Source organism: Arthrobacter sp. UM1 (assembly GCF_020483305.1).
GTDB lineage: Bacteria > Actinomycetota > Actinomycetes > Actinomycetales > Micrococcaceae > Falsarthrobacter.
The window spans coordinates 335,795-358,458 of sequence record NZ_JACWAB010000002.1; the positions used below are offsets into that span (position 1 = coordinate 335,795).

Annotated in this window: 22 protein-coding genes; 18 read left to right on the plus strand and 4 right to left on the minus strand. The window is 71.6% G+C overall.

Going from position 1 to position 22,664, the window contains the following annotated elements:
* Positions 1–8: 8 nt before the first annotated feature.
* Positions 9–2,057: an ATP-dependent DNA helicase gene (locus H9I38_RS04885; protein WP_226337614.1), complete on the plus strand. Its 2,049-nt coding sequence runs from the start codon at positions 9–11 to the stop codon at positions 2,055–2,057.
* Positions 2,058–2,109: 52 nt separating this feature from the next.
* Here H9I38_RS04885 and lexA read toward each other — a convergent pair whose 3' ends face one another.
* Entirely contained in the window at positions 2,110–2,862 is a 753-nt protein-coding gene (gene lexA / locus H9I38_RS04890; protein WP_226337615.1) for a transcriptional repressor LexA, read from the minus strand.
* Between the two features lie 257 nt (positions 2,863–3,119).
* Here lexA and H9I38_RS04895 point away from each other — a divergent pair, with 257 nt between their 5' ends.
* The 9 genes from H9I38_RS04895 (at position 3,120) to H9I38_RS04935 (ending at position 10,745) form a co-directional block, all read left to right on the plus strand.
* The gene (locus H9I38_RS04895) at positions 3,120–3,494 is read left to right on the plus strand and encodes a LysM peptidoglycan-binding domain-containing protein (protein WP_226337616.1); all 375 of its coding nucleotides are present in this window, start codon (positions 3,120–3,122) and stop codon (positions 3,492–3,494) included.
* 123 nt (positions 3,495–3,617) lie between these two features.
* Positions 3,618–4,808, plus strand: a complete 1,191-nt coding sequence (locus H9I38_RS04900) for a histidinol-phosphate transaminase (RefSeq protein ID WP_226337617.1) — start codon at positions 3,618–3,620, stop codon at positions 4,806–4,808.
* Positions 4,805–5,419, plus strand: coding sequence for an imidazoleglycerol-phosphate dehydratase HisB (hisB, locus tag H9I38_RS04905; RefSeq protein WP_226337618.1), 615 nt, complete (start codon positions 4,805–4,807; stop codon positions 5,417–5,419). Before H9I38_RS04900 ends, hisB begins: the two co-directional genes overlap by 4 nt.
* Complete coding sequence (gene hisH, locus H9I38_RS04910) at positions 5,416–6,051, plus strand: imidazole glycerol phosphate synthase subunit HisH (protein WP_226337619.1); 636 nt, start codon at positions 5,416–5,418, stop codon at positions 6,049–6,051. Before hisB ends, hisH begins: the two co-directional genes overlap by 4 nt.
* On the plus strand, positions 6,051–6,209 hold the full coding sequence (locus H9I38_RS04915) for a hypothetical protein (protein WP_226337620.1): 159 nt from the start codon (positions 6,051–6,053) through the stop codon (positions 6,207–6,209). The genes hisH and H9I38_RS04915 overlap by 1 nt, the downstream gene beginning before the upstream one ends.
* Before the next feature lie 59 nt (positions 6,210–6,268).
* Entirely contained in the window at positions 6,269–7,003 is a 735-nt protein-coding gene (gene priA / locus H9I38_RS04920) for a bifunctional 1-(5-phosphoribosyl)-5-((5-phosphoribosylamino)methylideneamino)imidazole-4-carboxamide isomerase/phosphoribosylanthranilate isomerase PriA (RefSeq protein WP_226337621.1), read from the plus strand.
* Positions 7,000–7,959, plus strand: a complete 960-nt coding sequence (locus H9I38_RS04925) for an SseB family protein (protein ID WP_226337622.1) — start codon at positions 7,000–7,002, stop codon at positions 7,957–7,959. Before priA ends, H9I38_RS04925 begins: the two co-directional genes overlap by 4 nt.
* Before the next feature lie 148 nt (positions 7,960–8,107).
* Positions 8,108–9,430: an MFS transporter gene (locus H9I38_RS04930; RefSeq protein WP_226337623.1), complete on the plus strand. Its 1,323-nt coding sequence runs from the start codon at positions 8,108–8,110 to the stop codon at positions 9,428–9,430.
* Between the two features lie 28 nt (positions 9,431–9,458).
* A complete protein-coding gene (locus tag H9I38_RS04935) occupies positions 9,459–10,745 on the plus strand; it encodes an alpha-hydroxy acid oxidase (protein WP_226337624.1) in 1,287 nt (428 codons plus the stop codon).
* Between the two features lie 45 nt (positions 10,746–10,790).
* Here the strand turns inward: H9I38_RS04935 and H9I38_RS04940 are convergent, their stop codons facing one another.
* Positions 10,791–11,183: a DUF1844 domain-containing protein gene (locus H9I38_RS04940; protein ID WP_226337625.1), complete on the minus strand. Its 393-nt coding sequence runs from the start codon at positions 11,181–11,183 to the stop codon at positions 10,791–10,793.
* Positions 11,184–11,425: 242 nt separating this feature from the next.
* On the opposite strand from H9I38_RS04940, the gene infC reads away from it, so the two are divergent.
* From infC to H9I38_RS04960, 4 genes are all read left to right on the plus strand, one after another.
* On the plus strand, positions 11,426–12,460 hold the full coding sequence (gene infC / locus H9I38_RS04945; protein WP_413463523.1) for a translation initiation factor IF-3: 1,035 nt from the start codon (positions 11,426–11,428) through the stop codon (positions 12,458–12,460).
* A gap of 131 nt (positions 12,461–12,591) precedes the next feature.
* On the plus strand, positions 12,592–12,786 hold the full coding sequence (rpmI, locus tag H9I38_RS04950; RefSeq protein WP_226337626.1) for a 50S ribosomal protein L35: 195 nt from the start codon (positions 12,592–12,594) through the stop codon (positions 12,784–12,786).
* Between the two features lie 87 nt (positions 12,787–12,873).
* Positions 12,874–13,566, plus strand: coding sequence for a 50S ribosomal protein L20 (gene rplT, locus H9I38_RS04955; RefSeq protein ID WP_226337627.1), 693 nt, complete (start codon positions 12,874–12,876; stop codon positions 13,564–13,566).
* A 165-nt stretch (positions 13,567–13,731) separates the two neighbouring features.
* Entirely contained in the window at positions 13,732–14,700 is a 969-nt protein-coding gene (locus H9I38_RS04960) for a TrmH family RNA methyltransferase (RefSeq protein ID WP_226337628.1), read from the plus strand.
* Between the two features lie 171 nt (positions 14,701–14,871).
* On the opposite strand, the gene H9I38_RS04965 is transcribed toward H9I38_RS04960, so the two are convergent.
* Together H9I38_RS04965 and H9I38_RS04970 are read right to left on the minus strand one after the other, a co-directional pair.
* Positions 14,872–15,798, minus strand: a complete 927-nt coding sequence (locus tag H9I38_RS04965; RefSeq protein WP_226337629.1) for a DUF808 domain-containing protein — start codon at positions 15,796–15,798, stop codon at positions 14,872–14,874.
* 49 nt (positions 15,799–15,847) lie between these two features.
* Positions 15,848–17,080, minus strand: coding sequence for an MFS transporter (locus tag H9I38_RS04970; RefSeq protein WP_226337630.1), 1,233 nt, complete (start codon positions 17,078–17,080; stop codon positions 15,848–15,850).
* A gap of 33 nt (positions 17,081–17,113) precedes the next feature.
* Here H9I38_RS04970 and H9I38_RS04975 point away from each other — a divergent pair, with 33 nt between their 5' ends.
* From H9I38_RS04975 to H9I38_RS04990, 4 genes are all read left to right on the plus strand, one after another.
* Positions 17,114–17,581, plus strand: coding sequence for a (deoxy)nucleoside triphosphate pyrophosphohydrolase (locus H9I38_RS04975; RefSeq protein WP_226337631.1), 468 nt, complete (start codon positions 17,114–17,116; stop codon positions 17,579–17,581).
* A 124-nt stretch (positions 17,582–17,705) separates the two neighbouring features.
* Positions 17,706–18,773 (plus strand): phenylalanine--tRNA ligase subunit alpha, encoded by a 1,068-nt coding sequence (gene pheS, locus H9I38_RS04980; RefSeq protein WP_226337632.1) that lies wholly within the window; start codon positions 17,706–17,708, stop codon positions 18,771–18,773.
* Positions 18,774–18,777: 4 nt separating this feature from the next.
* Positions 18,778–21,366, plus strand: coding sequence for a phenylalanine--tRNA ligase subunit beta (gene pheT, locus H9I38_RS04985; RefSeq protein WP_226337633.1), 2,589 nt, complete (start codon positions 18,778–18,780; stop codon positions 21,364–21,366).
* Positions 21,363–22,586, plus strand: a complete 1,224-nt coding sequence (locus H9I38_RS04990) for a SulP family inorganic anion transporter (RefSeq protein ID WP_226337634.1) — start codon at positions 21,363–21,365, stop codon at positions 22,584–22,586. Before pheT ends, H9I38_RS04990 begins: the two co-directional genes overlap by 4 nt.
* The last annotated feature ends 78 nt before the right edge of the window (positions 22,587–22,664 follow it).

Genomic DNA, 22,664 nt, shown 5'->3' on the forward strand with positions numbered 1-22,664 from the left:
GCTCCGCTGTGCCGTCGCCTGAGTCGCGCGCCCTCGAGCTGCTGGGCATCGCCGTCGAAGAGCTCGGCGGCAGCCGGCGCGAGGGGCAGGAGGAGATGGCGTCCGCCGTCGCGCGGGCGCTCTCCCGGAGGGAGCACCTCCTCGTCCAGGCGGGCACGGGCACGGGCAAGTCGCTCGGCTACCTCGTGCCGCTCCTCGCCCACGCGCAGCGGGAGGAGCTGCCGATGGTCATCGCGACGGCGACGCTCGCGCTCCAGGCGCAGATCGTCCGCCGAGACGTCCCTCGGCTGCTCGAGGCCGTGGGGCCGCACCTCGCGAGGGACGTGGACGTGGCCCTGCTCAAGGGCCGCTCGAACTACGTCTGCCTCAACAAGCTCGAGGGCGGCTACCCGGAGGACGAGCAGGACGCGCTCTTCGACGATCCGGAGGAGTCCGCCGCCCAGCACCCGGACGGGCCCCGGATCACGGGCATGAAGACGTATTCGAGCGGCACGAGCCGGCTCGGCGAGGAGGTCCAGCGCCTGCGCGAGTGGGCCGAGGAGACGGAGACCGGGGACCGCGACGAGCTGGTCCCGGGCGTCTCCAACCAGGCCTGGCGGCAGGTCTCCGTGACCGCGCAGGAGTGCATGGGCGCCCAGCGCTGCCCCCTCGCCGAGCAGTGCTTCAGCGAGCGGGCCCGCGAGGAGGCCTCCAACGCGGACATCGTCATCACCAACCACGCGCTGCTCGCGATCTCTGCGTTCGAGGGCATCTCGGTCCTCCCGGACTACTCCGCGGTGGTCATCGACGAGGCGCACGAGCTCCAGGACCGCGTCACGACGGCGGTGACCGGCTCCCTCACCTCCGCCATGATCGCCGCGGCGGCGAGCGGCGCCCGCAAGGCCTCGAAGGTCGACGACGAGCCGCTGGCCGGTGCGGCGGAGGCGCTGCAGGTAGAGCTCTCCCTGCTCGAGGAGGGGCTCCTCCCGCAGGGGCTCTCCCGCTCCGGCGAAGGCGCCGTGGCGATGGTCCGCGACGCCGCCCGCGCCCTCCTCACGGACCTCAAGCCCGCGCAGGGAGAGGACGGCGACGGCGCCGCTCAGATGGCCCGCTCGCGCGTCCAGGAGGTCTTCCAGGCGGCGGAGCGAGTGCTGGCGGCGGGCCAGTCGGGCGAGGTGCTGTGGGTGACCCGCCCGAGCGAGTACACGCCGGGTCAGGGCTACTCCTCAGATCCCACGGCCGCCGCGACCCTCAACGTGGCCCCGGTCTCCGTGGCCATGAAGCTGCGGGACGGGCTGTTCGACGGCCACACGGTGGTGCTCACGAGCGCCACGCTCACCGTGGGCGGCAGCTTCGACGCCGTGGCCGGGGACCTCGGCCTGGCGGGGCCCGGCGCGCCCCCGTACGAGGAGATCGACGTCGGCTCGCCCTTCAACTACGCGAAGCAGGGCATCCTCTACGTTCCGAGGCACCTGCCGAAGCCGTCCATGCACGCCTCCGCCGAGACGCGCGAGGAGCTGCTTCGGCTCATCAAGGCCTCAGGCGGAGGGGCGCTCGGCCTCTTCTCCTCGAAGCGGGCCGCCCAGGAGGCCGCGGAGTGGATCCGCGAGCGGGTGGACGTCGAGGTCCTGTGCCAGGGGGACGGCTCGACGGCGGCGCTCGTCACCCAGTTCGCCGAAGAGGAGTCCACGTGCCTCTTCGGCACCATGACGCTCTGGCAGGGCGTGGACGTCCCGGGCTCGAGCTGCCGGCTCGTGGTCATCGACCGCATTCCCTTCCCACGGCCAGACGACCCGATGGCGACGGCGCGCTCCCGCGCCATCGCCCGGTCCGGCGGAAACGGTTTCATGCGGGTGGCGGCGGCGACGGCGGCCACCAAGCTGGCCCAGGGCGTGGGCCGGCTCATCCGCTCGACGGGGGACAAGGGCGTCGTCGCGATCCTCGACTCCCGCCTGCGGACGGAGCGCTACGGGCAGTACCTGCTGCGCTCGCTTCCGCCGCTCTGGCCGACCGAGAACCTCGCCATTGTGGAAGGCGCGCTCTCGCGCCTGGCCGCAGAGGCGGCGTCCGGGGACTGAGTCCGGACCGGACGCCCGAGGGCGTGAGTCGAGCGTCTCTGGGCTGAGCGGCTCAGAGCGAGCGCATGACCGAGACGACCTTGCCCATGATGACGGCGTGGTCTCCGAGGATGGGCTCGTACTGGGAGTTCTGGGGCAGGAGCCACGTGTGGCCGTCCCGCTGGCGGAAGGTCTTGACCGTGGCCTCGTCGTCCAGCAGGGCGGCGACGATGTCACCGTTCGACGCCGTCGGCTGGCGGCGGACCACGATCCAGTCCCCGTCGCAGATCGCCGCGTCCACCATCGAGTCTCCGCGCACCTGGAGCATGAAGAGCTCGCCGTGGCCCACGAGCTGGCGGGGGAGGGAGATGACATCTTCCACGTTCTGCTCTGCCGTGATCGGGCCGCCAGCCGCGATGCGGCCGACGAGCGGCACGGGCACTCCCTCGCCGGAACTCGCGTAGCTCGGCTCCGAGGCGTTCGAAGACGCCCCGCTCGCCGCGCCGCCCTCGATGACGCCCAGGCCGGAGGCCTCCGCACGAGGAGGCTCTGAAGCCTGGGGGGCTCCTGTGCTCTTCTCCAGCTCCAGAGGCTTCAGGACCTCGATGGAGCGGGGGCGGTTCTCCGGCCGGCGGATGTAGCCGAGGTCCACGAGCCGCTTCAGCTGGTAGTTGACCGAGGAGGTGGACGTCAGCCCGGTGGCCTGCCCGATGTCTCGCAGAGACGGTGCGAAGCCGTTCACCGCGTGGAAGGTCTGCAGACACTCCATGACGGCTCGCTGAGTCGAGGTCAGCGCCTTGGGGGCGCGAGCGGCGTCTTGGGCCATGGATGCGTCTCCTTAGAGTGTCCACCCCGCCCTGTTCTCTTGATCGTGGCGGATGCACCCAGCCTACGGCGAACGGGTGTTCGAATCAAACATATTTTCGAATGCCTCTGGACATCCTTCGAACACCAGTGCTAAAACTGATGTATCGAACAGGTGTTCGAACACCGTGGCTCGCCACGCTCCGCCTGTTCGAGGCGCCGATGACCGGCGCAGCCCCGGCACCTCGCCGGGGCACAGGAGAAAGGGAACGCAGGACAATGAGCACTACGGCATACACCCCGTCATCGTTCGCAGCAGAAGCGCGGCAGGCCGCGTCTGCCCGTGTCCGTCTGACGCGCCGCGGGCGCCTGGTCTTCCTCGGGCTTCCGGTCGTCGCCCTTCTGACGGCCCTCATCCTCGGGCTCACGCTCGCAGTGTCCTCGGCAGACGCTGCAACGGACAAGCAGCCGGCCCTGGTCACCGTGACCGTGGGCAGCGGGGAGTCGCTGTGGCACGTGGCCCAGCGGACCAACCCCAAGGCGGACCCCAGGGACGTCGTCAAGGAGATCGTCTCCGTGAACGGCCTCCAGTCCACGCAGCTCTCCGCGGGTCAGCAGCTCGAGGTTCCGTCCTTCGAGAACGGCGGTCGTTGACCGGACTGTCTGCCCGGAGCAGCCGGCCGCCCGCACACAGGCGGGGCCGGCTCGCCCGTCCGGGCGGGGCGCCGGAGCACACCGGATGTCGTCCGGCAGGCGGCGAGCGATAGGCTGGTTCGTGTGAATGCTCGACTTGAGGCTCTCCAGTCCCTTCCGCTCCGGGACGGTCTGCGCGGGAAGTCGCCCTACGGCGCGCCCCAGATCGCCGTGCCCTATGCCCTCAATGTCAATGAGAACACCCATCCGCTTCCGGCCGAGGTGAAACAGGCTATCCAGGCGGGTGTGACGCAGGCCGTCGAGGGGCTGAACCGCTATCCAGACCGGGACGCGGTTGAGCTCAGGAGGAGGCTCGCCGCCTATCTCTCAGCAAGCGTGCCGGGCGTCAGCCTGGAGACGGACAACGTCTGGGCCGCCAACGGGTCCAACGAGATCCTCCAGCAGGTTCTGCAGGCCTTCGGGGGCCCCGGGCGCACGCTGCTGAGCTTCACCCCCACCTATTCCATGTATCCGCTGCTCGCGGACGGAACGGAGACCGTCTACGCTGCGGGAGGCCGGAACGCGGACTTCACGCTGGACGCGGAGGCGGCCGCCGAGCAGGTTCGCACGCACAAGCCGGCCGTCGTCTTCCTCGCCTCGCCGAACAATCCCACGGCCACGGAGCTCCGCGCCGAGGTGATCGAGGCCGTCTATGCGGCGGGCGAGGAGTTCCAGACCGTCGTCGTCGTGGACGAGGCGTATGCGGAGTTCGCGCGGGACACCTCCCACAGCGCTCTGCCTCTTCTCGTGGGCCGCCCCCGGCTCATCGTCTCCCGCACCATGAGCAAGGCGTTCGGGCTGGCCGGCGCGCGGATCGGATACATGGCCGCGGCCCCCGAGGTCGTGGACGCCCTCCAGCTCGTCCGCCTTCCGTACCACCTGTCCGCGGTCACCCAGGCGGTGGGCATTGCCGCGCTCGAGCACGTGGAGGTCCTGCTCCGCACGGTGGACGACATCCGCGGGCAGCGGGACCGGATCGTCGGGGAGCTGCGGGCACACGGGTTCGAGGTGTACGCCTCGGACGCCAACTTCGTCTTCTTCGGCGGGGTGACGGACCCGCACGGCCTCTTCGAGGAGCTGCTGAGCCGGGGCATCCTCATCCGGGACGTGGGCATTCCGCACACCCTGCGCGTCACCGCAGGCACTCGGGAGGAGACCGCCGCCTTCCTCGGGGCCATGGAGGAGCTGGCGCCGCGGTTTGCGCAGAGCACGCGCGAGGCCCAGGGAACGGCCGGCCGGAATCCGCAGAACACCACAGGAACGGGAACAGCATGAGCACCAACCCCGCAGAGCGCACGGCGAGCCTCGAGCGCGTCACGAGCGAATCGGCCGTCCGCCTCAGCCTCAACCTGGACGGCACCGGGACCTCGGACATCTCCACGGGGGTTCCGTTCTACGACCACATGCTCACGGCCCTCTCGAAGCACTCTCTCATCGACCTCACGGTGAAGGCCAAGGGGGACACGCACATCGACGCGCACCACACGGTCGAGGACGTGGCCATCGTCCTCGGAGAGGCGCTGCGGCAGGCGCTCGGCGACAAGCGCGGCATTGCCCGTTTCGGGCAGGCCTCGGTTCCCCTGGACGAGGCGCTGGCGAGCGCCGTCGTGGACGTCTCGGGGCGTCCGTACCTCGTCCACAGCGGCGAGCCGGCCGGGCAGGAGTACCACCTCATCGGCGGGCACTTCACGGGCTCGCTGACGCGCCACGTCTTCGAGGCCATCACGCTTCACGCTCATATCTGCCTTCACATGACGGTGCTCGCGGGGCGGGACCCGCATCACATCGTCGAGGCCCAGTTCAAGGCTTTCGCCCGGGCGCTGCGCTCCGCCACGGAGCGGGATCCGCGCGTCACCGGCGTGCCCTCCACGAAGGGCGCCCTGTGAGCGGCCCTCGCGTCGCGGTCCTCGACTACGGCTCGGGGAACGTCCGCTCGGCGGTGCGGGCCCTCGAGCACGTCGGCGCTGAGGTTGAGCTGACTCGCAGCCCGGACGCGGTCCAGGCAGCGGACGGTCTGCTCGTCCCGGGCGTCGGCGCCTTCGCCGCCGTCATGGAGCAGCTGGAGTCGGTCCACGGCGCCCGGCTCATCGGCCGTCGCGTCGCAGGAGGCCGCCCGGTCCTCGGGATCTGCGTGGGCATGCAGGTCCTCTTCGAACGAGGCGTGGAGCACGGCACCGAGTCCCAGGGCATGGGGGAGTGGCCCGGCGTCGTCGAGCGCCTCGACGCGGATGTCGTCCCGCACATGGGGTGGAACACCGTCCGCCCGCCGGAGGGCTCGGCCCTGTTCGCGGGCATCGAGGACGAGCGCTTCTACTTCGTGCACTCGTACGGCGTGCAGTCCTGGGAGTTCGACGTCGCCCAGCCGCTCATGACTCCGCCGGCGGTGACGTGGGCGAGCCACGGCGGAGACTTCATCGCCGCGGTGGAGAACGGACCGCTGACGGCGACGCAGTTCCACCCCGAGAAGTCCGGCGAGGCCGGCCTTCAGCTGCTGCGCAACTGGATGGAGACCTTCTGATGAGCAACTGGACCACGGTGGCCCTCATGGCCCTTGCCGGCGTGCTTCTCGGCGGCGCCTACTCGCTGCGGCAGCAGGAGCTGCCCCGCTGGACCTGGATCGCCTGCCTCGTGCTCGTGGCCATGTCCCTCCTCGCCGCCTTCCTCCTCCGATCCTGACCTGACCCTGCCCAGCGGCCACGCGGGGCCGCACCTCCACACCAGCAAGGAATCACGCCATGACCGACATCCTCGAACTCCTTCCCGCCGTCGACATCGCCGGCGGCCAGGCCGTCCGCCTCGTCCAGGGCGAGGCCGGATCCGAGACCTCCTGCGGCGCGCCGCTCGAGGCGGCGCGCCAGTGGGAGCGGGACGGCGCGGAGTGGATCCACCTCGTCGACCTCGACGCGGCCTTCGGCCGCGGCACCAACCGTGACGTCATCCGCGAGGTCGCCGAGGGCGTGGACGTGAAGATCGAGCTCTCGGGCGGGATCCGGGACGACGAGAGCCTCGAGGCCGCCATGGCCCTCAAGCCGGCCCGCGTCAACCTCGGCACGGCTGCACTGGAGAACCCCGAGTGGACGGCTCGGGCCATCGAGCGGTTCGGGGACGCGATCGCCGTCGGGCTCGATGTCCGCGGGACCACACTGGCTGCCCGCGGGTGGACCCGAGAGGGCGGGGACCTCTGGGAGGTCCTCGAGCGCCTGGACGAGGCCGGCTGTTCGCGCTACGTGGTGACGGATGTGACCAAGGACGGGACGCTCCAGGGCCCCAACCTGGACCTGCTCCGCCAGGTCATGGAGCGGACCGGCAAGCCCGTGGTGGCCTCCGGCGGCATCTCGAGCCTGGAGGACCTCCGCGCCCTGCGCGAGCTCGTTCCGCTGGGACTCGAGGGCGCGATCCTCGGGAAGTCGCTCTACGCGGGACGGTTCACGCTGCCGGAGGCCCTCGACGTCGCCGGCCGCCGGGCATGACGGGGCGGGAGCAGCCCCCGGAGCCCCGGCCCGGGGCAGTCGGCGCCTCTGCGGACGGAACCGGCGCGCCGAGCGGACGACGCCTCCCGGGGCACATCGCCTCCGCCCTTGAGCAACAGAAAAACCGCATAGCGAGTGGGAGAAACCTCACAGACACGGCGGGGCAGCCGTGGGCGGGGCGGACCTTCGAGCACTCCCGGCCGGAGGACCCCGCCGACGACGGCCGAGCTGATCCCCGCCTGGCAGAGGCCCTGCGCCGATGGGGCGCGGCCGAGGCCGAGGAGACCGAGGTCGTCTCCGCCCTCCCCGGCACACGGGTCTTCGTGGCGGCCCGCGCGCAGCACAGTCCGGAACACGCTTCGACGGACGACGGTCATGCGGGGGACAAGGCCGCGGACATGGTCCTCTGCTCGCTCACCGCGCCGGACGGGCGCAGGGCGCTGCCCGTCTTCACCTCCGCTGAGGCCGTGACGGCCTGGGCCTCGGACGCCCGGCCCATCCCGTTCGAGGCCCGCCGCGTGGCCCTCTCCTGCGTCCAGGACGGGGCGCAGCTCATGGTCCTGGACCCGGGAACCGGGCCCGGCTTCGTGGTTCGGCGGCCCGCCGTCTGGGCCGTGGCGCAGGGCGAGGAGTGGGTGCCCTCCTACGAGTCGCCTGAGATCCGGGACTCGCTCGCGGCCGCCGCCCAGTCCTTCGAGGACGTCGCGGCACTCGTCCCCGCGCGGGGCCCCCGCGCCGACGGCGTCGCCGAGGGCGGTCTCCGCCTCCGCGGCGGGGGACTGGGGCCGGAGCTCGAGTGTCATGTTTTCGTGCACAGCGGGTTGACCCGCGAGGCCCTGGCCGGTCTGATGGAGAGAGTCTCCCGCGCGTTGACCGGCTCCGAGGCCGTCGCCCGGCTGGCCGACTCCATGGCGCTCAAGGTCCTCGACGCAGCGCTGCTCGAAGGCCCCGGCTGACCGCCGCGGAGGCCCTGCCCTGCCGGGCGGGCCCTCCGACCTCGGACGGAGCCAATGTGAGCCAGGTCCGCGCGAGACGCCCCAGACACCGACGTTCCGCGCGATCCCCAGGCTCTCGTGCGCCCAGACCCGAGGGAGGACTGAACCCGTGAACCTGCGCCCCTTCCAGGACGTGATGGCCAGGCCCGCCATCGTGCGCCTCATCCTCGTGGGCATGCTCGCCCGCCTTCCCCATGCGGCCGCAGGCATCCTCCTGACGCTGCACGTCGTGGACACGCTCCACCTCGGCTTCGCGCAGTCGGGCGTCGTCGCTGCGGCCGTCACGGTGGGCATCGCCGTCGGCGGCCCGTGGCGCGGACGCCGGATCGACCGTGCCGGCCTCCGCAAGGCGGTCCTGCCCTCGGTGATCGCCGAGCTGCTCATCTGGACCGTGGCCGCTCACGTCCCGTTCTGGGCCCTGGTGCCCCTCGCGTTCGTCGGCGGCGCGCTCTCCCTGCCGGTGTTCTCGCTCGTGCGCCAGTCGCTCGGCGTGCAGTCCACGGGCGACCTGCGGCGCACCTCCTACACGATCGACTCGATGGGCACCGAGGTCGTCTTCATGGTCGGCCCCGCGGCCGCCGTCGTCGTCGCCTCGACGCTCTCCACCACGTTCGGCCTCATGATCGTGGGGTGGGCCGCCGCGCTCGCGGGCATCGCGCTCATGGTGATGAACCCGCCCACGCGCACTCCCGCACGGGAGCGCCGCCAGGACTCCGACATCGAGGCGGACCTCGAGTACTCGATGATGTCCGCTGTGGCCGCAGCTCCCGCGAACCTGACGCAGGTGGCCGGCGACCTCGAGTCCGTGGGCCAGCGCCTCGCCCGCCGCCGCATGCGCGAGCGGCTGCGCCAGCGCCGAGACCGCCACCTGCCGTGGCTCAGTGTTCCCGCCCTCGCGACGCTCATCACCTCGGCAGCCTCCGGGTTCGTGCTCATCGGCACCGAGGTGGCCATCATCGCGACGCTCCGCGCCGAGGGCCGCGCCCAGGACCTCGGGCTCGTGTTCGCCTTCTGGTGCGGCGCCTCGCTCGTCGGCGGCGCGGTCTATGCCGCGTGGGGACGGGCGGTCTCGCCCATGGTCCTCCTCGCGCTCATGGGAGCGACGGCCGTGCCCCTCGGGGTGGCGCACTCGTCCTGGGCCCTCGCGCTCGCCTCGATCCCGACGGGTCTCTTCTGTGCGCCGGCCCTCTCCTCCGCGAGCGAGCGCCTCACGAGCCTCGTGCCGGAGGAGGTCCGCGGCGAGGCGATGGGGTGGTACGGATCCGCCATGACCATCGGCACGGCGGCGGGCTCGCCGCTCATCGGCCTCGTCGTGGACGCCGGCGCTCCGGCCTCGGCGTTCGCGGCGACAGGCGTGGTCGGCGTCGCCGTCGGCGTCCTGGGGCTCCTGGCCCGACGACGGCGGCGTGCAGCCCTGGTGCGGGAGCAGTGACGGCCCGGGGCGGTCGTAGCCTGGGGGTATGAGGTTCCACACATCTGAGCGCGCCCACCCCGAGCACTCCGGCGCCGACCGGCCGACCCCGCCCGCCCTGAGGCGCCGCCTTCCCGACGTCACGGAGGTGCTGGCGCTCATCGGAGACCGCGCGCCCCGCCGAAGCGCCGTGGCGAGGCGCCTGGAGCGAGCTCAGACGGTGTGGGACCTGCGCGAGCAGGCGAAGCGCCGCACGCCGAGGGCGCCGTTCGACTACGCGGACGGCGCGGCGGAGGCGGAGATCTCCCTGGCGCGGGCCCGGAAGGCCTACCGGGATCTCGAGTTCGTGCCGCACGTCCTCCGGGACGTGACGGAGGCGGACACCTCCGTCTCCCTCTTCGGCCGCACGAGCTCGATGCCCCTCGGACTCGCGCCCACCGGCTTCACGCGGATGATGCACACGGAGGGCGAGTACGCCGGCTCGGCGGCCGCCGCGGACGCCGGCATCCCCTTCTGCCTCTCCACGATGGGCACGGCGTCCATCGAGGACGTGGCCCGCCACGCCCCGGACGGGGACAACTGGTTCCAGCTCTACCTCTGGAAGGACCGGGAGGCCTCGGAGGGCCTGGTGCGGCGGGCTTGGGAGGCCGGGTACCGCCGACTCCTCGTCACGGTGGACACCGCGGTGCCCGGGGCGCGGCTGCGGGACACGCGGAACGGCTTCTCCATTCCTCCGCAGCTCAAGGCCTCGACCGTGGCGGACATCGCCCTGCACCCGGCCTGGTGGCTGGACTTCCTCACGCGGGAGCCCCTCTCCTTCGCCTCGCTCTCCCGCACCTCGGGAACCGTGGCCGACCTGGTGGGGCGGATGTTCGACCCCTCGCTGAGCCTCGAGGACCTGCGCTGGATCAAGGAGATGTGGCCGGGCACGCTCATCGTCAAGGGCGTGCAGAGTCTCGACGACGCGGTCCGCGTGTGCGAGGCCGGGGCGGACGGGCTCGTGCTCAGCAGCCACGGGGGCCGCCAGCTGGACCGGGCGCCCGTGCCGCTGGAGCTCCTGCCGGGTGTGCGGAGGGAGCTCGGGGCCGAGGCGAGCATCGGCATCGACACGGGCGTCATGGACGGGGCGGACGTCGTGGCGGCGGTCGCGGCCGGCGCGGACTACGCGCTCGTCGGCCGGGCCTACATGTACGGGCTCATGGCCGGCGGGCAGGCCGGGGTGGCCCGGATGCTGGAGATCATGCGCGAGCAGATGCAGCGCACGATGAGGCTGATCGGCGTGAACTCGATCGGCGAGCTCGGGCCCGAGCACGTGGTGCTCGGGCGCGAGAGCTGAGGCGGGAGGGGCCGATCGCCGGTCAGGCCGAGGGCGCCGGGAGGACTAGTTGACCGGGCCCGTGAACTTCTCGCCGGGGCCCTGGCCGGGCTTGTCCGGGTAGGCGGAGGCCTCGCGGAAAGCGAGCTGGACTGAGCGCAGGCCGTCCCGGAGAGGGGCGGCGTGCTGGCTGCCGATCTCGGGAGCCGCGGCCGTGACGAGCCCGGCCAGCGCCGTGATGAGCTTCCGCGCCTCGTCCAGGTCCTTGAGGTCTTCGGCGTCCGGGCCCTCCGCGAGGCCGCACTTCACGGCGGCGGCGCTGAGGAGGTGGACGGCCGCGGTGTTGACGACCTCCACGGCCGGAACCTCGGCGATGTCCCTCACCGCCTGGGCCTGCGCGCCGGGCTCGGCGCTCTCGTCGGGGAAGGAGTGGTGGTGGTTCACGGGATCGCTCGTCATAGTGATAAGATTATCGGAGCGAAGTGGAGATTCTCCCACCTTGGTGACCGCACAGCGTTGGATCACCGGGTCAGCTCACCGCAGGAGCGCGGGCCGTTGTCAGGCCTGTGCGCCAGCCCTCAGGGCGACTGCAGTGGCACTGGACCTCCGCCGAGCATCTGCCCGCGGAGGTTTTTTCGTGTGCAGCACCCACTCTCAATCAAGGAGCAACTCACATCAGCGAGACACGCATTAACGATCGGATCCGCGTTCCCGAGGTCCGGCTTGTCGGTCCGAACGGCGAGCAGGTCGGCGTCGTGCGCATCGAGGATGCGCTGCGCCTGGCTGCTGAGGCGGATCTCGATCTCGTCGAGGTCGCGCCGCAGGCGAAGCCGCCTGTGTGCAAGCTCATGGATTACGGCAAGTTCAAGTACGAGGCCGCCGTCAAGGCGCGCGAGTCCCGGAAGAACCAGACCAACACGGTCCTCAAGGAAGTGCGCTTCCGCCTGAAGATCGACTCCCACGATTACGAGACCAAGACCGGCCACGCCAAGCGGTTCCTCGCCGCGGGAGACAAGGTCAAGGCCATGATCCAGTTCCGCGGCCGCGAGCAGCAGCGCCCGGAGCTCGGCATCCGCCTCCTCGAGAAGTTCGCGAGCGACGTCGCAGAGCTCGGCTCCATCGAGTCCGCGCCGCGGATCGACGGCCGCAACATGGTCATGGTCATCGGCCCGCTGAAGAACAAGGCCGAGGCCAAGGCCGCGGCCCGCAAGAGCCAGTCGGACGCGCCGGAGCAGGCCCCCACGCGCCGCCAGCAGCGCGCGGCCCGCATGGAGCGGATCGACACGCAGAAGGCGGCTCAGAGCGGCCACAGCGTAGGCGACTCGATGCCGGAAGGCCTCAAGAAGATGGCCCAGGCCTCGAGCGAGCAGCCGCAGCAGGAGGCTCCCGCCGCGAAGGAGACTTCAGCCAAGGCGGACGCTCCGGCGAAGCAGGAGCCCTCGGCCAAGAAGGAGTCCACGGGCTCCGAGGCGCCGAAGAAGCCGGCCGCCCCGAAGGCTCCGGCGTCCAAGACTCCGGCCTCCAAGGCCCCGGCTTCGAAGACTCCGGCTCCGAAGGCCCCGGCCTCGAAGACGTCTGCTGCGAAGCCGTCGTCGTCGGACTCCCCGGCACCGAAGCCGGCCTCGGCCCCCAAGCCGAGCGCCGCGCCGAAGCCGAAGGCTCCCGCGAAGCCCTCGGCTGCGCCCAAGCCCCAGGGTCGGCCGAAGCCTTCGGCTGGCCGCCCCTCGTCCTCCTGAGGCTGTCCAGGACAGCTGAGGAGAGAGTTTGCAGGAAGGGACGCCCCCGGACCCCGGTCCGGGTGAGCGTCCACCAAGCCCCTCTGCCCGGGTGATCCCGGGCCGAGGAACACGTAAGGAGAACGGCAGATATGCCGAAGTTCAAGACTCACAGTGGTGCCAAGAAGCGCTTCAAGCTGACCGGCTCCGGCAAGCTGAAGCGCCAGCAGGCCAACCGCCGCCACTACCTCGAGCACAAGCCGACGACCCTCACCCGCCGCCTCGGCGCGGACAAGATCGTCTCCTCCGCGGACCGCAAGACGATCCGCCGGATGCTCGGCCTCTAAAACGGCTTCCGCCAGCGCGTCCAGAGCGCTCGGCACCACGACGAAGCGGCCTGCGGGCCGCCACCACGACTGAGAAGGAGTACACACGTGGCACGTGTGAAGCGGGCAGTCAACGCCCAGAAGAAGCGCCGGGTCGTCCTCGACCGCGCGTCCGGATACCGCGGTCAGCGTTCGCGCCTCTACCGCAAGGCCAAGGAGCAGCTGCTCCACTCGTTCGTCTACAGCTACGGCGACCGCCGCAAGCGCAAGGGCGACTTCCGCCGCCTGTGGATCCAGCGCATCAACGCTGCGGCCCGCATGAACGGCATGACCTACAACCGCCTCATCCAGGGCCTCAAGCTCGCGGAGATCCAGGTGGACCGCCGCATGCTCGCCGAGCTCGCCGTCTCCGACGCCGCCGCGTTCGCCGGCCTCGTCAAGCTCGCGAAGGACGCTCTCCCGAGCGACATCAACGCGAAGCAGGTCGAGGGCGCCGCCATCGTCAAGGAGCCCACCAACAAGGCCGCCGCTCGCGCCGCCGAGAAGGGCATCACCGTGGCTGAGGAGCTCATCGAGGAGGCCCCCTCCTCGGATGGCGTCAAGGCCGAGGAGGGCGTCGAGCCGCCCGCCGGCTACGTCATCAAGGGCAACCAGTCCGGCAAGTACCACGTTCCGGGCTCCACCTGGTACGAGCAGACCGTGCCTGAGATGTGGTTCAGCTCGGTCGAGTCCGCCAAGGCCGCGGGCTTCGAGCCGGCTGGCGGCGAGTCCCGCCAGCAGTTCGTCGTCGAGGGCAACTGACCCTCACACCGCAGGGCTGACGCCCTGACCGCGAGCCCGTGAAGGGCGCGTGAGAGAATGAGGCGCCGGTGCAGACTGCACCGGCGCCTCATCTGTGTCCAGATCTGCGTCGAGGCGCCAGAACCGGCCTGCCCCAGCCTCCGCCGCACGACTGAGAAGGAGCCTATGGAGCCGCTCTCCAACCCGCGATCCGACCGAGTCAAAGCCGTGGCCCGTCTCCGCCTCCGCTCGCACCGCGCCAAGGAGCGCAGGTTCCTGGCCGAGGGGCCTCAGGCGGTGCGTGAGGCGCTGCGCCGGGACGCGGAGCGTGCCGCTGGGGCCCATGCCGCCGCTGGGAGCGCCGTTGGGAGCCCCGCTCGGGACGCGGCGCAAGGCGAGGCTGTGCAGGCGGGTGGGCCGGAGACGGTCCTCGAGCTCTACGCCACGGGGCCGGCGCTCGAGCGCCACGGCGACATCGCCGAGCTGGCCCGGAGCGCGGGATCCCGGGTGCGGATCGCGGAGCCGGAGGTCATCGCCGCGATGGCGGACACCGAGTCCCCGCAGGGCATGGTGGCCGTCTGCCGGATGCTGGACGTCCCCCTGGCGGAGCTTCTGGCTGCGGAACCGCGCCTCGTGGCGGTCCTGGCCCGGATCCAGGACCCCGGCAACGCGGGGACGGTGCTGCGGGCGGCGGACTCGGCCGGCGCGGGAGGCGCCGTCGTGCTCCCGGGGACGGTGGACCCCTACAACCCGAAGGTGGTGCGATCGACGGCCGGGAGCCTCTTCCACGTGCCGTTCGCGCTGGCCGGTCCGGACGCGCTCGAGGAGATGCGCGCCTCGGGGCTGTGCCTGCTCGCCGCGGACGGCTACGGGGAGTCGGATCTGGACGATCTGCTGGACGCTGCCGCGCCCGGCGGGAGCATCTGCTCCGGCACTGCGCCCGGCGGCCTGACCGGGAGCTCGGGGGAGGAGCCGCTGCTCCGGCGTCGCACGGCATGGCTCTTCGGCAACGAGGCGCAAGGCCTCAGCGAAGAGGAGGAGACGACGGCGGACGCCCGCGTGCGCGTCCCCATCTACGGCCGGGCGGAGAGCCTCAACGTGGGCACCGCGGCGACCGTCTGCCTCTACGCCTCGGCGCGGGCGCAGCGGGGCTGAGCCGGGCCTCCGCCCGCTGACACACACCCACCTCGACCCCAACCCCACACCTGCTCCCACTCATCGTCTGTTGCGAGTTGGAGGAATGAGCTGTCCTATTCCTCCAACTCGCAACAGACGGTGCGGGTGCGGGGGGGGGCGGGTGTGGGTGCGGGGGTCAGGCCCCGCAGCTCAGTGCCGGTGCCGCCGCGAGCGCACCGCGTGGACGACGGCGAACACCACGCCGCCCCAGACCAGCCCGAGCACGAGCGAGCACAAGGTCTCGACGAGCCAGGCGAGGAAGCCGCCCACGCCTGCGACGCCGTGCACGGCCTCCTCGAGGTGGTGGACCAGCTCGAAGGGAGCGTGCAGCCCGAGGGTGTCGAGGCCCTGGAGCATGATGTGCCCGCCGACCCAGAGCATGGCGAAGACGCCCACGAGGGAGATCACGGACAGGACGCGCGGCATGGCCGTGACGAGCCCCCGACCGAAGCGCTGGGCCCCGCGGCTGTCCCGCCGGGCGAGGGCGAGGCCGATGTCGTCCATCTTGACGATGAGCCCCACGACTCCGTAGACGAGCAGCGTGATGACCACGGCCACGACGAGGAGGATGAGCGTCCTCGCGAGCAGCGGCTCGTGCGAGACCTCGTTGAGGGAGATGACCATGATCTCCGCGGAGAGGATGAGGTCCGTGCGGATGGCCCCCTTGGCGATCTGGTCCTCGGAGGCGCGCTCGCCGTCCTGCCCGCCGTTCTCCGCGTGGCCCGCGACCATCTCCCAGACCTTCTCCGCGCCCTCGAAGCACAGGTACGTGCCGCCGAGCATGAGGATCGGGGTCAGGAGCCACGGCGCGAACTGGCTGAGCACGAGCGCCACGGGCAGGATGATGAGGATCTTGTTGACGAGGGAGCCGCGGGCGATCCGCCAGATGACCGGCAGCTCCCGCTTGGGCTCGATGCCCTCGACGTAGCGGGGCGTCACGGCGGTGTCGTCCACGACCACGCCCGTGGCCTTGGCCGTCGCCTTGCCCGCGGCGGCTCCGACGTCGTCGACACTCGCGGCGGCGGCCTTCGCGAGGGCGGCGACGTCGTCGAGAAGGGCGGCAAGTCCTGCGCTCATGTGCTCGCTTCCGTGAGAGTGGCGGGGAGGGGAGGGCGCGCCCTCCGCCTCAGACCGAGGATACCGGGCGGCTCGCGCGCCGGCGGTCCAGGGCGCCGGAGACCAGGGCGAGCAGGAGCCCGAGGAACGCCAGCCCCACGCCCACCCAGGCCGGGGCGCGCAGGCCGAGGCCCGCGGCGATGACCGCCCCGCCGAGGAAGGCTCCGAGGGAGTTCGCGAGGTTGAGTGCGGAATGGTTGAGGGACGCGGCGAGCGAGGGGGCGTCCGGGGCGACGTCGACGAGGCGCTTCTGGAGCGGGGCGACGAGGAACGAGCCCGAGGAGCCGATGAGGAAGATGAGCACGAAGGCGATCGGCGCCCAGGCGGAGAAGAGCGCGAAGGAGGCCTCGAGGGCCATGATCCCGATGCACGCGCCGTAGATGGTGCCCATGACGGATTTGTCCGCCAGGATTCCGGCGAACCAGTTGCCCACGACCATGCCGACGCCGTAGACGCCCACCGCCACGGGCAGAACGCTCTCCGGCACCTTCGTCACGGTGAGGAGCGTGGGGGAGATGTAGGAGTACACCGCGAAGAAGCCGCCGAAGCCCACCGTCCCGATGGCGAGCGCGAACCACAGCTGTCCGTGCCGCAGGCCTCGCAGCTCGGACTTCATCGAGGCGCCCTCCGGGGCGGGCTCGTGGGGGACGGTGAAGATGACGGCCGTGAAGGCGAGGAGTCCGATGAGCCCGACGGCGAGGAACATGCTCCGCCACCCGGTGTGCTGGCCGAGCCAGGTCACGAAGGGAACGCCGACGACGTTCGCCACCGAGAGCCCCATGAGGACCATCGACATGGCCCACCCGCGCCTGGTCACCGGCACGAGCGTGCCCGCGATGACGGCCGCGACGCCGAAGTACGCGCCGTGGGGCAGGCCCGCCACGAAGCGGGAGACGAGCAGCCAGTGGTAGTCCGCCGCCCAGAAGGAGGAGGCGTTCGCGAGCGTGAACCAGGCGAGCAGGGAGAGCGCGAGCGTCTTGCGCGGAAGCCTCGACCCGAGCGCCGCGAAGGAGGGGGCGCCGATGACGACGCCCAGCGCGTACGCGCTGATGACGTGGCCGCCCTCCGGGATGGAGATGCGCAGATCGCGGACCATCGGGTCGAGGAGCCCCATGATGGTGAACTCCGTGGTGCCGATGCCGAAGCCGCCGACGGCGAGCGCGGCGATCGCGATGAGCGCGCGGGCCGTGAGCGAGGTCGGGGCAGGGGAAGCCTTGGCAGCGGGGGCCTGGGCAGTGGACATTCTGGGTGGACCGCTCTCGACTAGCCTGGGTGCATGACTGACGACGCGCAGGGAAGCCCGTCCAGCGGGGCCGGAACTGTCATCGTGGCGGCCGCGGTCGTGGAGGGGGACCGCTTCCTCGCGGCACGCCGTACGTATCCACCAACTCTAGCGGGGCAGTGGGAATTCCCCGGTGGCAAGGTCGAGCCGGGTGAGGACCTTCACACCGCCCTGGTCCGGGAGTGCCGGGAGGAGCTCGGCGTCCCGATCGAGCTCGGCCCCGAGGTCCTTCCCGCCGAGACGGAGGGACCGTGGGCAGGCTGGCCGCTTGCGAGCGGCCTGCGCATGAGGGTCTTCGAGGCGGCCCTTGCGGAGGGCGCGTCCCCGGCCTCCGTGCGGATCGGCGCAGGGCACGACGACGTCGTCTGGGCGCCCCTCGGCCCCGAGGCGCACGAGCTGGCGTGGATCGAGGCGGACCGGCCCATCGTGGACGCGCTCGTCCGGCAGCGCGCCGCCCGCTGACGCGAGTTGTCCACAGGCCCCGACGCAGGGCGCACGCGGGCGATCTGCGCCCGATAGACTCGGGGAATGCCGCGGATCCCGCGGCCGCGCAGACCGAACACCTCTTCATGAAGGACGGGTTTCCATGACCGAGCCCTCGAGCCAGGGCACTCCTGAGGTGCCGCACCCCACGGACGAGGCCGCCGTGGGCCGTGCGGTGGACGCCGCGCTCGCGGCGATCGCCGGGGCCAAGGACCTCGCCGAGCTCAAAGACGTCAAGATCGCCCACATGGGGGACAAGTCGCCGCTGGCGCTCTCCAACCGGATGATCGGCCAGCTGGACAAGTCGGAGAAGGCCGCCGCCGGAAAGACGCTCGGCCCGGCGCGCGGGCGCGTCTCCAAGGCGCTCGCGGAGCGCACGGGCGTGCTCGAGCAGGAGCGGGACGCGGCCATCCTCGTCGAGGAGGCCGTGGACGTCACGGCCCTTCCGCGCCGCCGCCGCGCGGGCGCCCGCCACCCGCTCAGCGTGCTGACCGAGCAGGTGAGCGATGTCTTCGTGGGCATGGGATGGGAGATCGCGGAGGGCCCCGAGGTCGAGTCCGAGTGGTTCAACTTCGACGCCCTCAACTTCCCGCCGGACCATCCTGCTCGCGAGATGCAGGACACCTTCTTCGTGGAGCCCGCCGACTCCCACGTGGTCCTGCGCACGCACACCTCTCCCGTGCAGGTCCGCTCGATGCTCGAGCGGGAGGTGCCGCTCTACGTGCTGTGCCCGGGCCGGGTGTACCGGACGGATGAGCTCGACGCGACCCACACCCCCGTCTTCCACCAGTTCGAGGGACTGGCGGTGGACAAGGGGCTCACGATGGCGGACCTGCGCGGCACCCTCGAGCACTTCGCGCGCCAGATGTTCGGCGAGGAGGCGAAGATCCGACTGCGGACCAACTTCTTCCCCTTCACCGAGCCGAGCGCCGAGCTGGACGTCTGGCACCCCGGTGCCAAGGGTGGCCCCCGCTGGATCGAGTGGGGCGGCTGCGGCATGGTCCACCCGAACGTGCTCCGCGCCGCCGGGATCGATCCGGAGGAGTACCAGGGGTTCGCCTTCGGCATGGGCGTGGAGCGCACGCTCATGTTCCGCAACGAGGTCCCCGACATGCGAGACATGATCGAGGGAGACGTCCGTTTCAGCCAGCACTTCGGGATGGAGATCTAGAGACATGCGCCTGCCATTGGACTGGCTCCGAGAGCACACCGCCCTGCCTGCGGACGCCCGCGCCGAGGACGTCCTCGCCGACGTCGTCAAGGTCGGCTTCGAGGAGGAGGAGATCCACCGCCCCGGCGCCGAGCTGAGCGGCCCCATCGTCGTCGGCCAGGTCCTCTCGCTCGAGAAGGAGCCGCAGAAGAACGGCAAGACGATCAACTGGTGCCAGGTGCGCGTGGCGCCGGAGGGACAGCCCGCGCTGGAGGGCGAGGGGATCGACCCGTCCGGCGTCCAGGGGATCGTGTGCGGAGCGCACAACTTCGAGGCGGGGGACAAGGTCGTCGTGACCCTTCCCGGCGCCGTCCTCCCGGGGGACTTCCGCATCTCGCCGCGCAAGACGTACGGGCACGTGTCCGCGGGCATGATCGCCTCGGCCCGCGAGCTCGGGCTGGGGGAGGACCATGACGGGATCATCGTGCTGTCCCGCCTCGGCCTCGATCCCGAGGTGGGCACGGACGTCTTCGAGCTGCTCGGTCTCAACGAGGAGGCCGCCGAGGTCAACGTGACGCCGGACCGCGGGTACGCCTTCTCCGTGCGCGGCATGGCGCGCGAGTACGGGCTGGCCACCGGCACCGAGTCCGCGGACCCGGCGGAGGCCGTGCGCCCGACGCGTCTCGACGGCTCCTACCCCGTGCGGATCGAGGACAGCGCTCCGGTCTACGGGGTGCCCGGCTGCGACCGCTTCGTGGCCCGCGTCGTGGAGAACGTGGACCCCACCGTGCCCACGCCCGTGTGGATGGCCCGCCGCCTGCGCCTCGCTGGCATGCGCTCCATCTCCCTCGCGGTGGACGTCTCGAACTACGTCATGCTCGAGCTCGGCCAGCCGAACCACTGCTATGACGCGGACCGGATCGCCGGCGGCATCACGGTGCGGAGGGCGGAGAAGGGCGAGAAGCTCACGACGCTCGACGACAAAGAGCGGACCCTCACCCCGGACGACCTCGTCATCGCCGACGCCGAGCAGGCCCTCGGCCTCGCCGGCATCATGGGGGGCGCCCACAGCGAGGTCTCGGACACCACCACCCGCATCCTCGTCGAGGCCGCCCACTTCGACACGGTCTCCATCGCCCGCTCCCGCCGCGCGCACAAGCTCTCCTCGGAGGCGTCCAAGCGCTTCGAGCGCGGCGTGGACCCGCTCGTGACCGCAGTGGCCGCGCAGCGCGTGGTCGACCTCCTCGTGGAGCTCGCGGGCGCCACCGAGACCTCGGTCGGCACCGATCTGATCGTCACGCAGAGCGGCCCGAGCGCCGAGCCCGGCGCCGTCCCGGTGACTGCCGCTCGCGCAGAGGTCCGGCTCCCGCTGGACCTCGCCCCGCGCCGCGTGGGCGTGGACTACTCCCCGGAGCGCCAGGAGGAGCTGCTCGCGGCCCTCGGCTGCGCAGTCCGCCGGGAGGGGGAGGCCCTGTTCGTCACGTCTCCCTCGTGGCGGTATGACCTGGGCACGCCGGAGGACCTCGTGGAGGAGATCGTCCGCCTGGACGGCTTCGACCGCCTGCCCTCGACTCTCCCGGTCGCGCCTCCCGGCCGCGGGTACACGCCGTTGCAGCGCCATCGGCGCCGCATCCTCCAGGGTCTGGCGGACGCCGGGATGACCGAAGTGCTCAGCTATCCGTTCGTCTCCGCGGAGCAGAACTCGCTCTTCGGTGCGGCGGAGGACGGGGCGGCCCCTGAGGCGGTCGTCCTGGAGAACGCCCTGAGCTCCGAGTTCTCGCAGATGCGCCGTTCGATCCTGCCGGGTCTCATCGGCGTGGCCCAGCGGAACTCCGCGCGCGGGTTCCGCGATCTCGCGCTCTTCGAGGGCGGTCAGGTCTTCCTGCCCCGCCCGGGACAGCGGATCGGGACGGCGAGCATCCCGCCGCTCGGCGCCCTGCCCTCGGACGCGGAGCTGGAGGCTCTCGACGCCGGGCTGCCGGAGCAGCCCCTCTACGCCGCGGGCCTGTTCCTCGGCCACGACACCGCGCCGGGGGCCGGCGTGAAGCCGCGCCCGGTGGACGTGACGGACGCCTTGGACGGCGCGCGTCTCGCGGCTGACCTCGTCGGGGTCGAGCTCGTCGCCGAGCGCGCCGCGCACCATGCGTTCCACCCCGGCCGCTGTGCCGCGCTGTCCCTGCCTGACGGCACGCACGTGGGCTGGGCGGGAGAGCTGCACCCGAAGCTCTCGGCCTCCCTGGACCTTCCGGGTCGCGTGGCGGTCTTCGAGGTGAACGTGAGCGCCCTCAGCGAGGCGAGCGCGGACGTCGTCGTCGCCCGCCCTCTCTCGACGCATCCGGCGACCACGCAGGACGTCGCGCTCGTCGTGGACTCCTCGGTGCTCGCCGGAGCCGTCGAGTCGGCGCTGCGCGACGGAGCGGGGGAGCTCCTCGAGGACGTTCAGCTGTTCGACGTCTACGAGGGAGAGGGGATCGAGCCGGGCCGGAAGTCGCTTGCATTCGGTCTGCGCTTCCGGGCGGCGGACCGAACCCTGACGGCAGACGAGGCCAGCGAGGCTCGGGCATCGGCCGTGCAGGCCGCCGCTGACCGCTGCGGAGCGGTTCAGCGAGTGTGACCTCCTCGCCCGCGTCACGCACCCTGGAAGAGGCGCTGGAGCGCCAGTCCTCGCGGCTGGCCCTCCGTCGCCCTCGCGTTCTCGGGCGCGAGCTGCTCGCGGGGTTCGTCACCTCGCTCGCGCTCATCCCGGAGGTGCTCGCGTTCTCCATCGTGGCGGGCGTCGATCCCCGCGTGGGCCTGTTCACCGCCGTCGTCATGGCGGTGGCGGCGGCTGTCGTCGGCGGACGGCCCGGGATGGTCACTGCCGCTGCGGGAGCCGTGGCGCTCGTGACGGCACCGCTCGTGAGATCGCACGGGGTGGACCACCTCGTGCTCGCGGTGCTGCTCGGCGGCGCGCTGCAGATCCTGCTCGGCCTTGCGGGCATCCACCGGCTCATGCGCTTCGTGACCCGGCCGGTGATGGTGGGGTTCGTCAACTCGCTCGGCACGCTCATGCTGCTCTCGCAGCTTCCGGAGCTCGAGGGAGTGCCGGGCGCCGTCTACTGGCTCTCGGGGCTCGGCGTGGTCATCGTCTTCGGCTGCTCCCGCCTCTGGCCGTCGTCGCCCTCGCCCTTCTTCGCGATCGTGATCGTCACGGCTGTGGCGACGCTCGCCGGCGTTCGCGTGCCCACAGTGGGGGACAGGGGCCGGCTGCCGACGGCGCTTCCCGAGATCGGCCTGCCGCACGTTCCGCTGTCCCTGGACACGCTCGCCGCCGTGGCGCCCTACGCCGTCGGGATCGCCGTGGTGGGCCTGGTCGAGACCCTCATGACGGCTCGGGTGGTGGACAGCCTCACGGGCACGCCCACTGATCAGCCGCGCGAGGTTCGGGGCCAGGGCATCGCCAACATCGCGGCGGGCCTCATCGGCGGCATGGGCGGTTGCGCCATGATCGGGCAGTCCATCATGAACGTGAAGGCCTCCGGCGGGAGGACCCGCATCTCGAGCGCGGCGGCGGGGCTCAGCCTGCTTGTGCTCGTGCTCGTCCTCCGCCCCATCGTGGCCGAGATCCCGATGGCGGCCCTCGTGGCGGTCATGGTCTTCCTCGGTCTGACGACCGTTGACCTGCGCAGCGTCACGCCGGCCCGCCTCAGGGAGGCGGGGTGGAGGGAGACCGCCATCATGCTCGTCACCGTGGCCATCGTGGTGCCCACGCACAACCTGGCCCTCGGCGTGTTCGTCGGCGCGGCGCTCTCCGCCCTCCTGCTGCGCCGCGACGGGCGCAGCGGGCTCGTCTGATGTGCTCGTCTGACGGGCACGGCGCAGCTGGACAGCGCACCTGAACCGCACAGCTGAGCCGCCCCGCTGAGGGCCGTC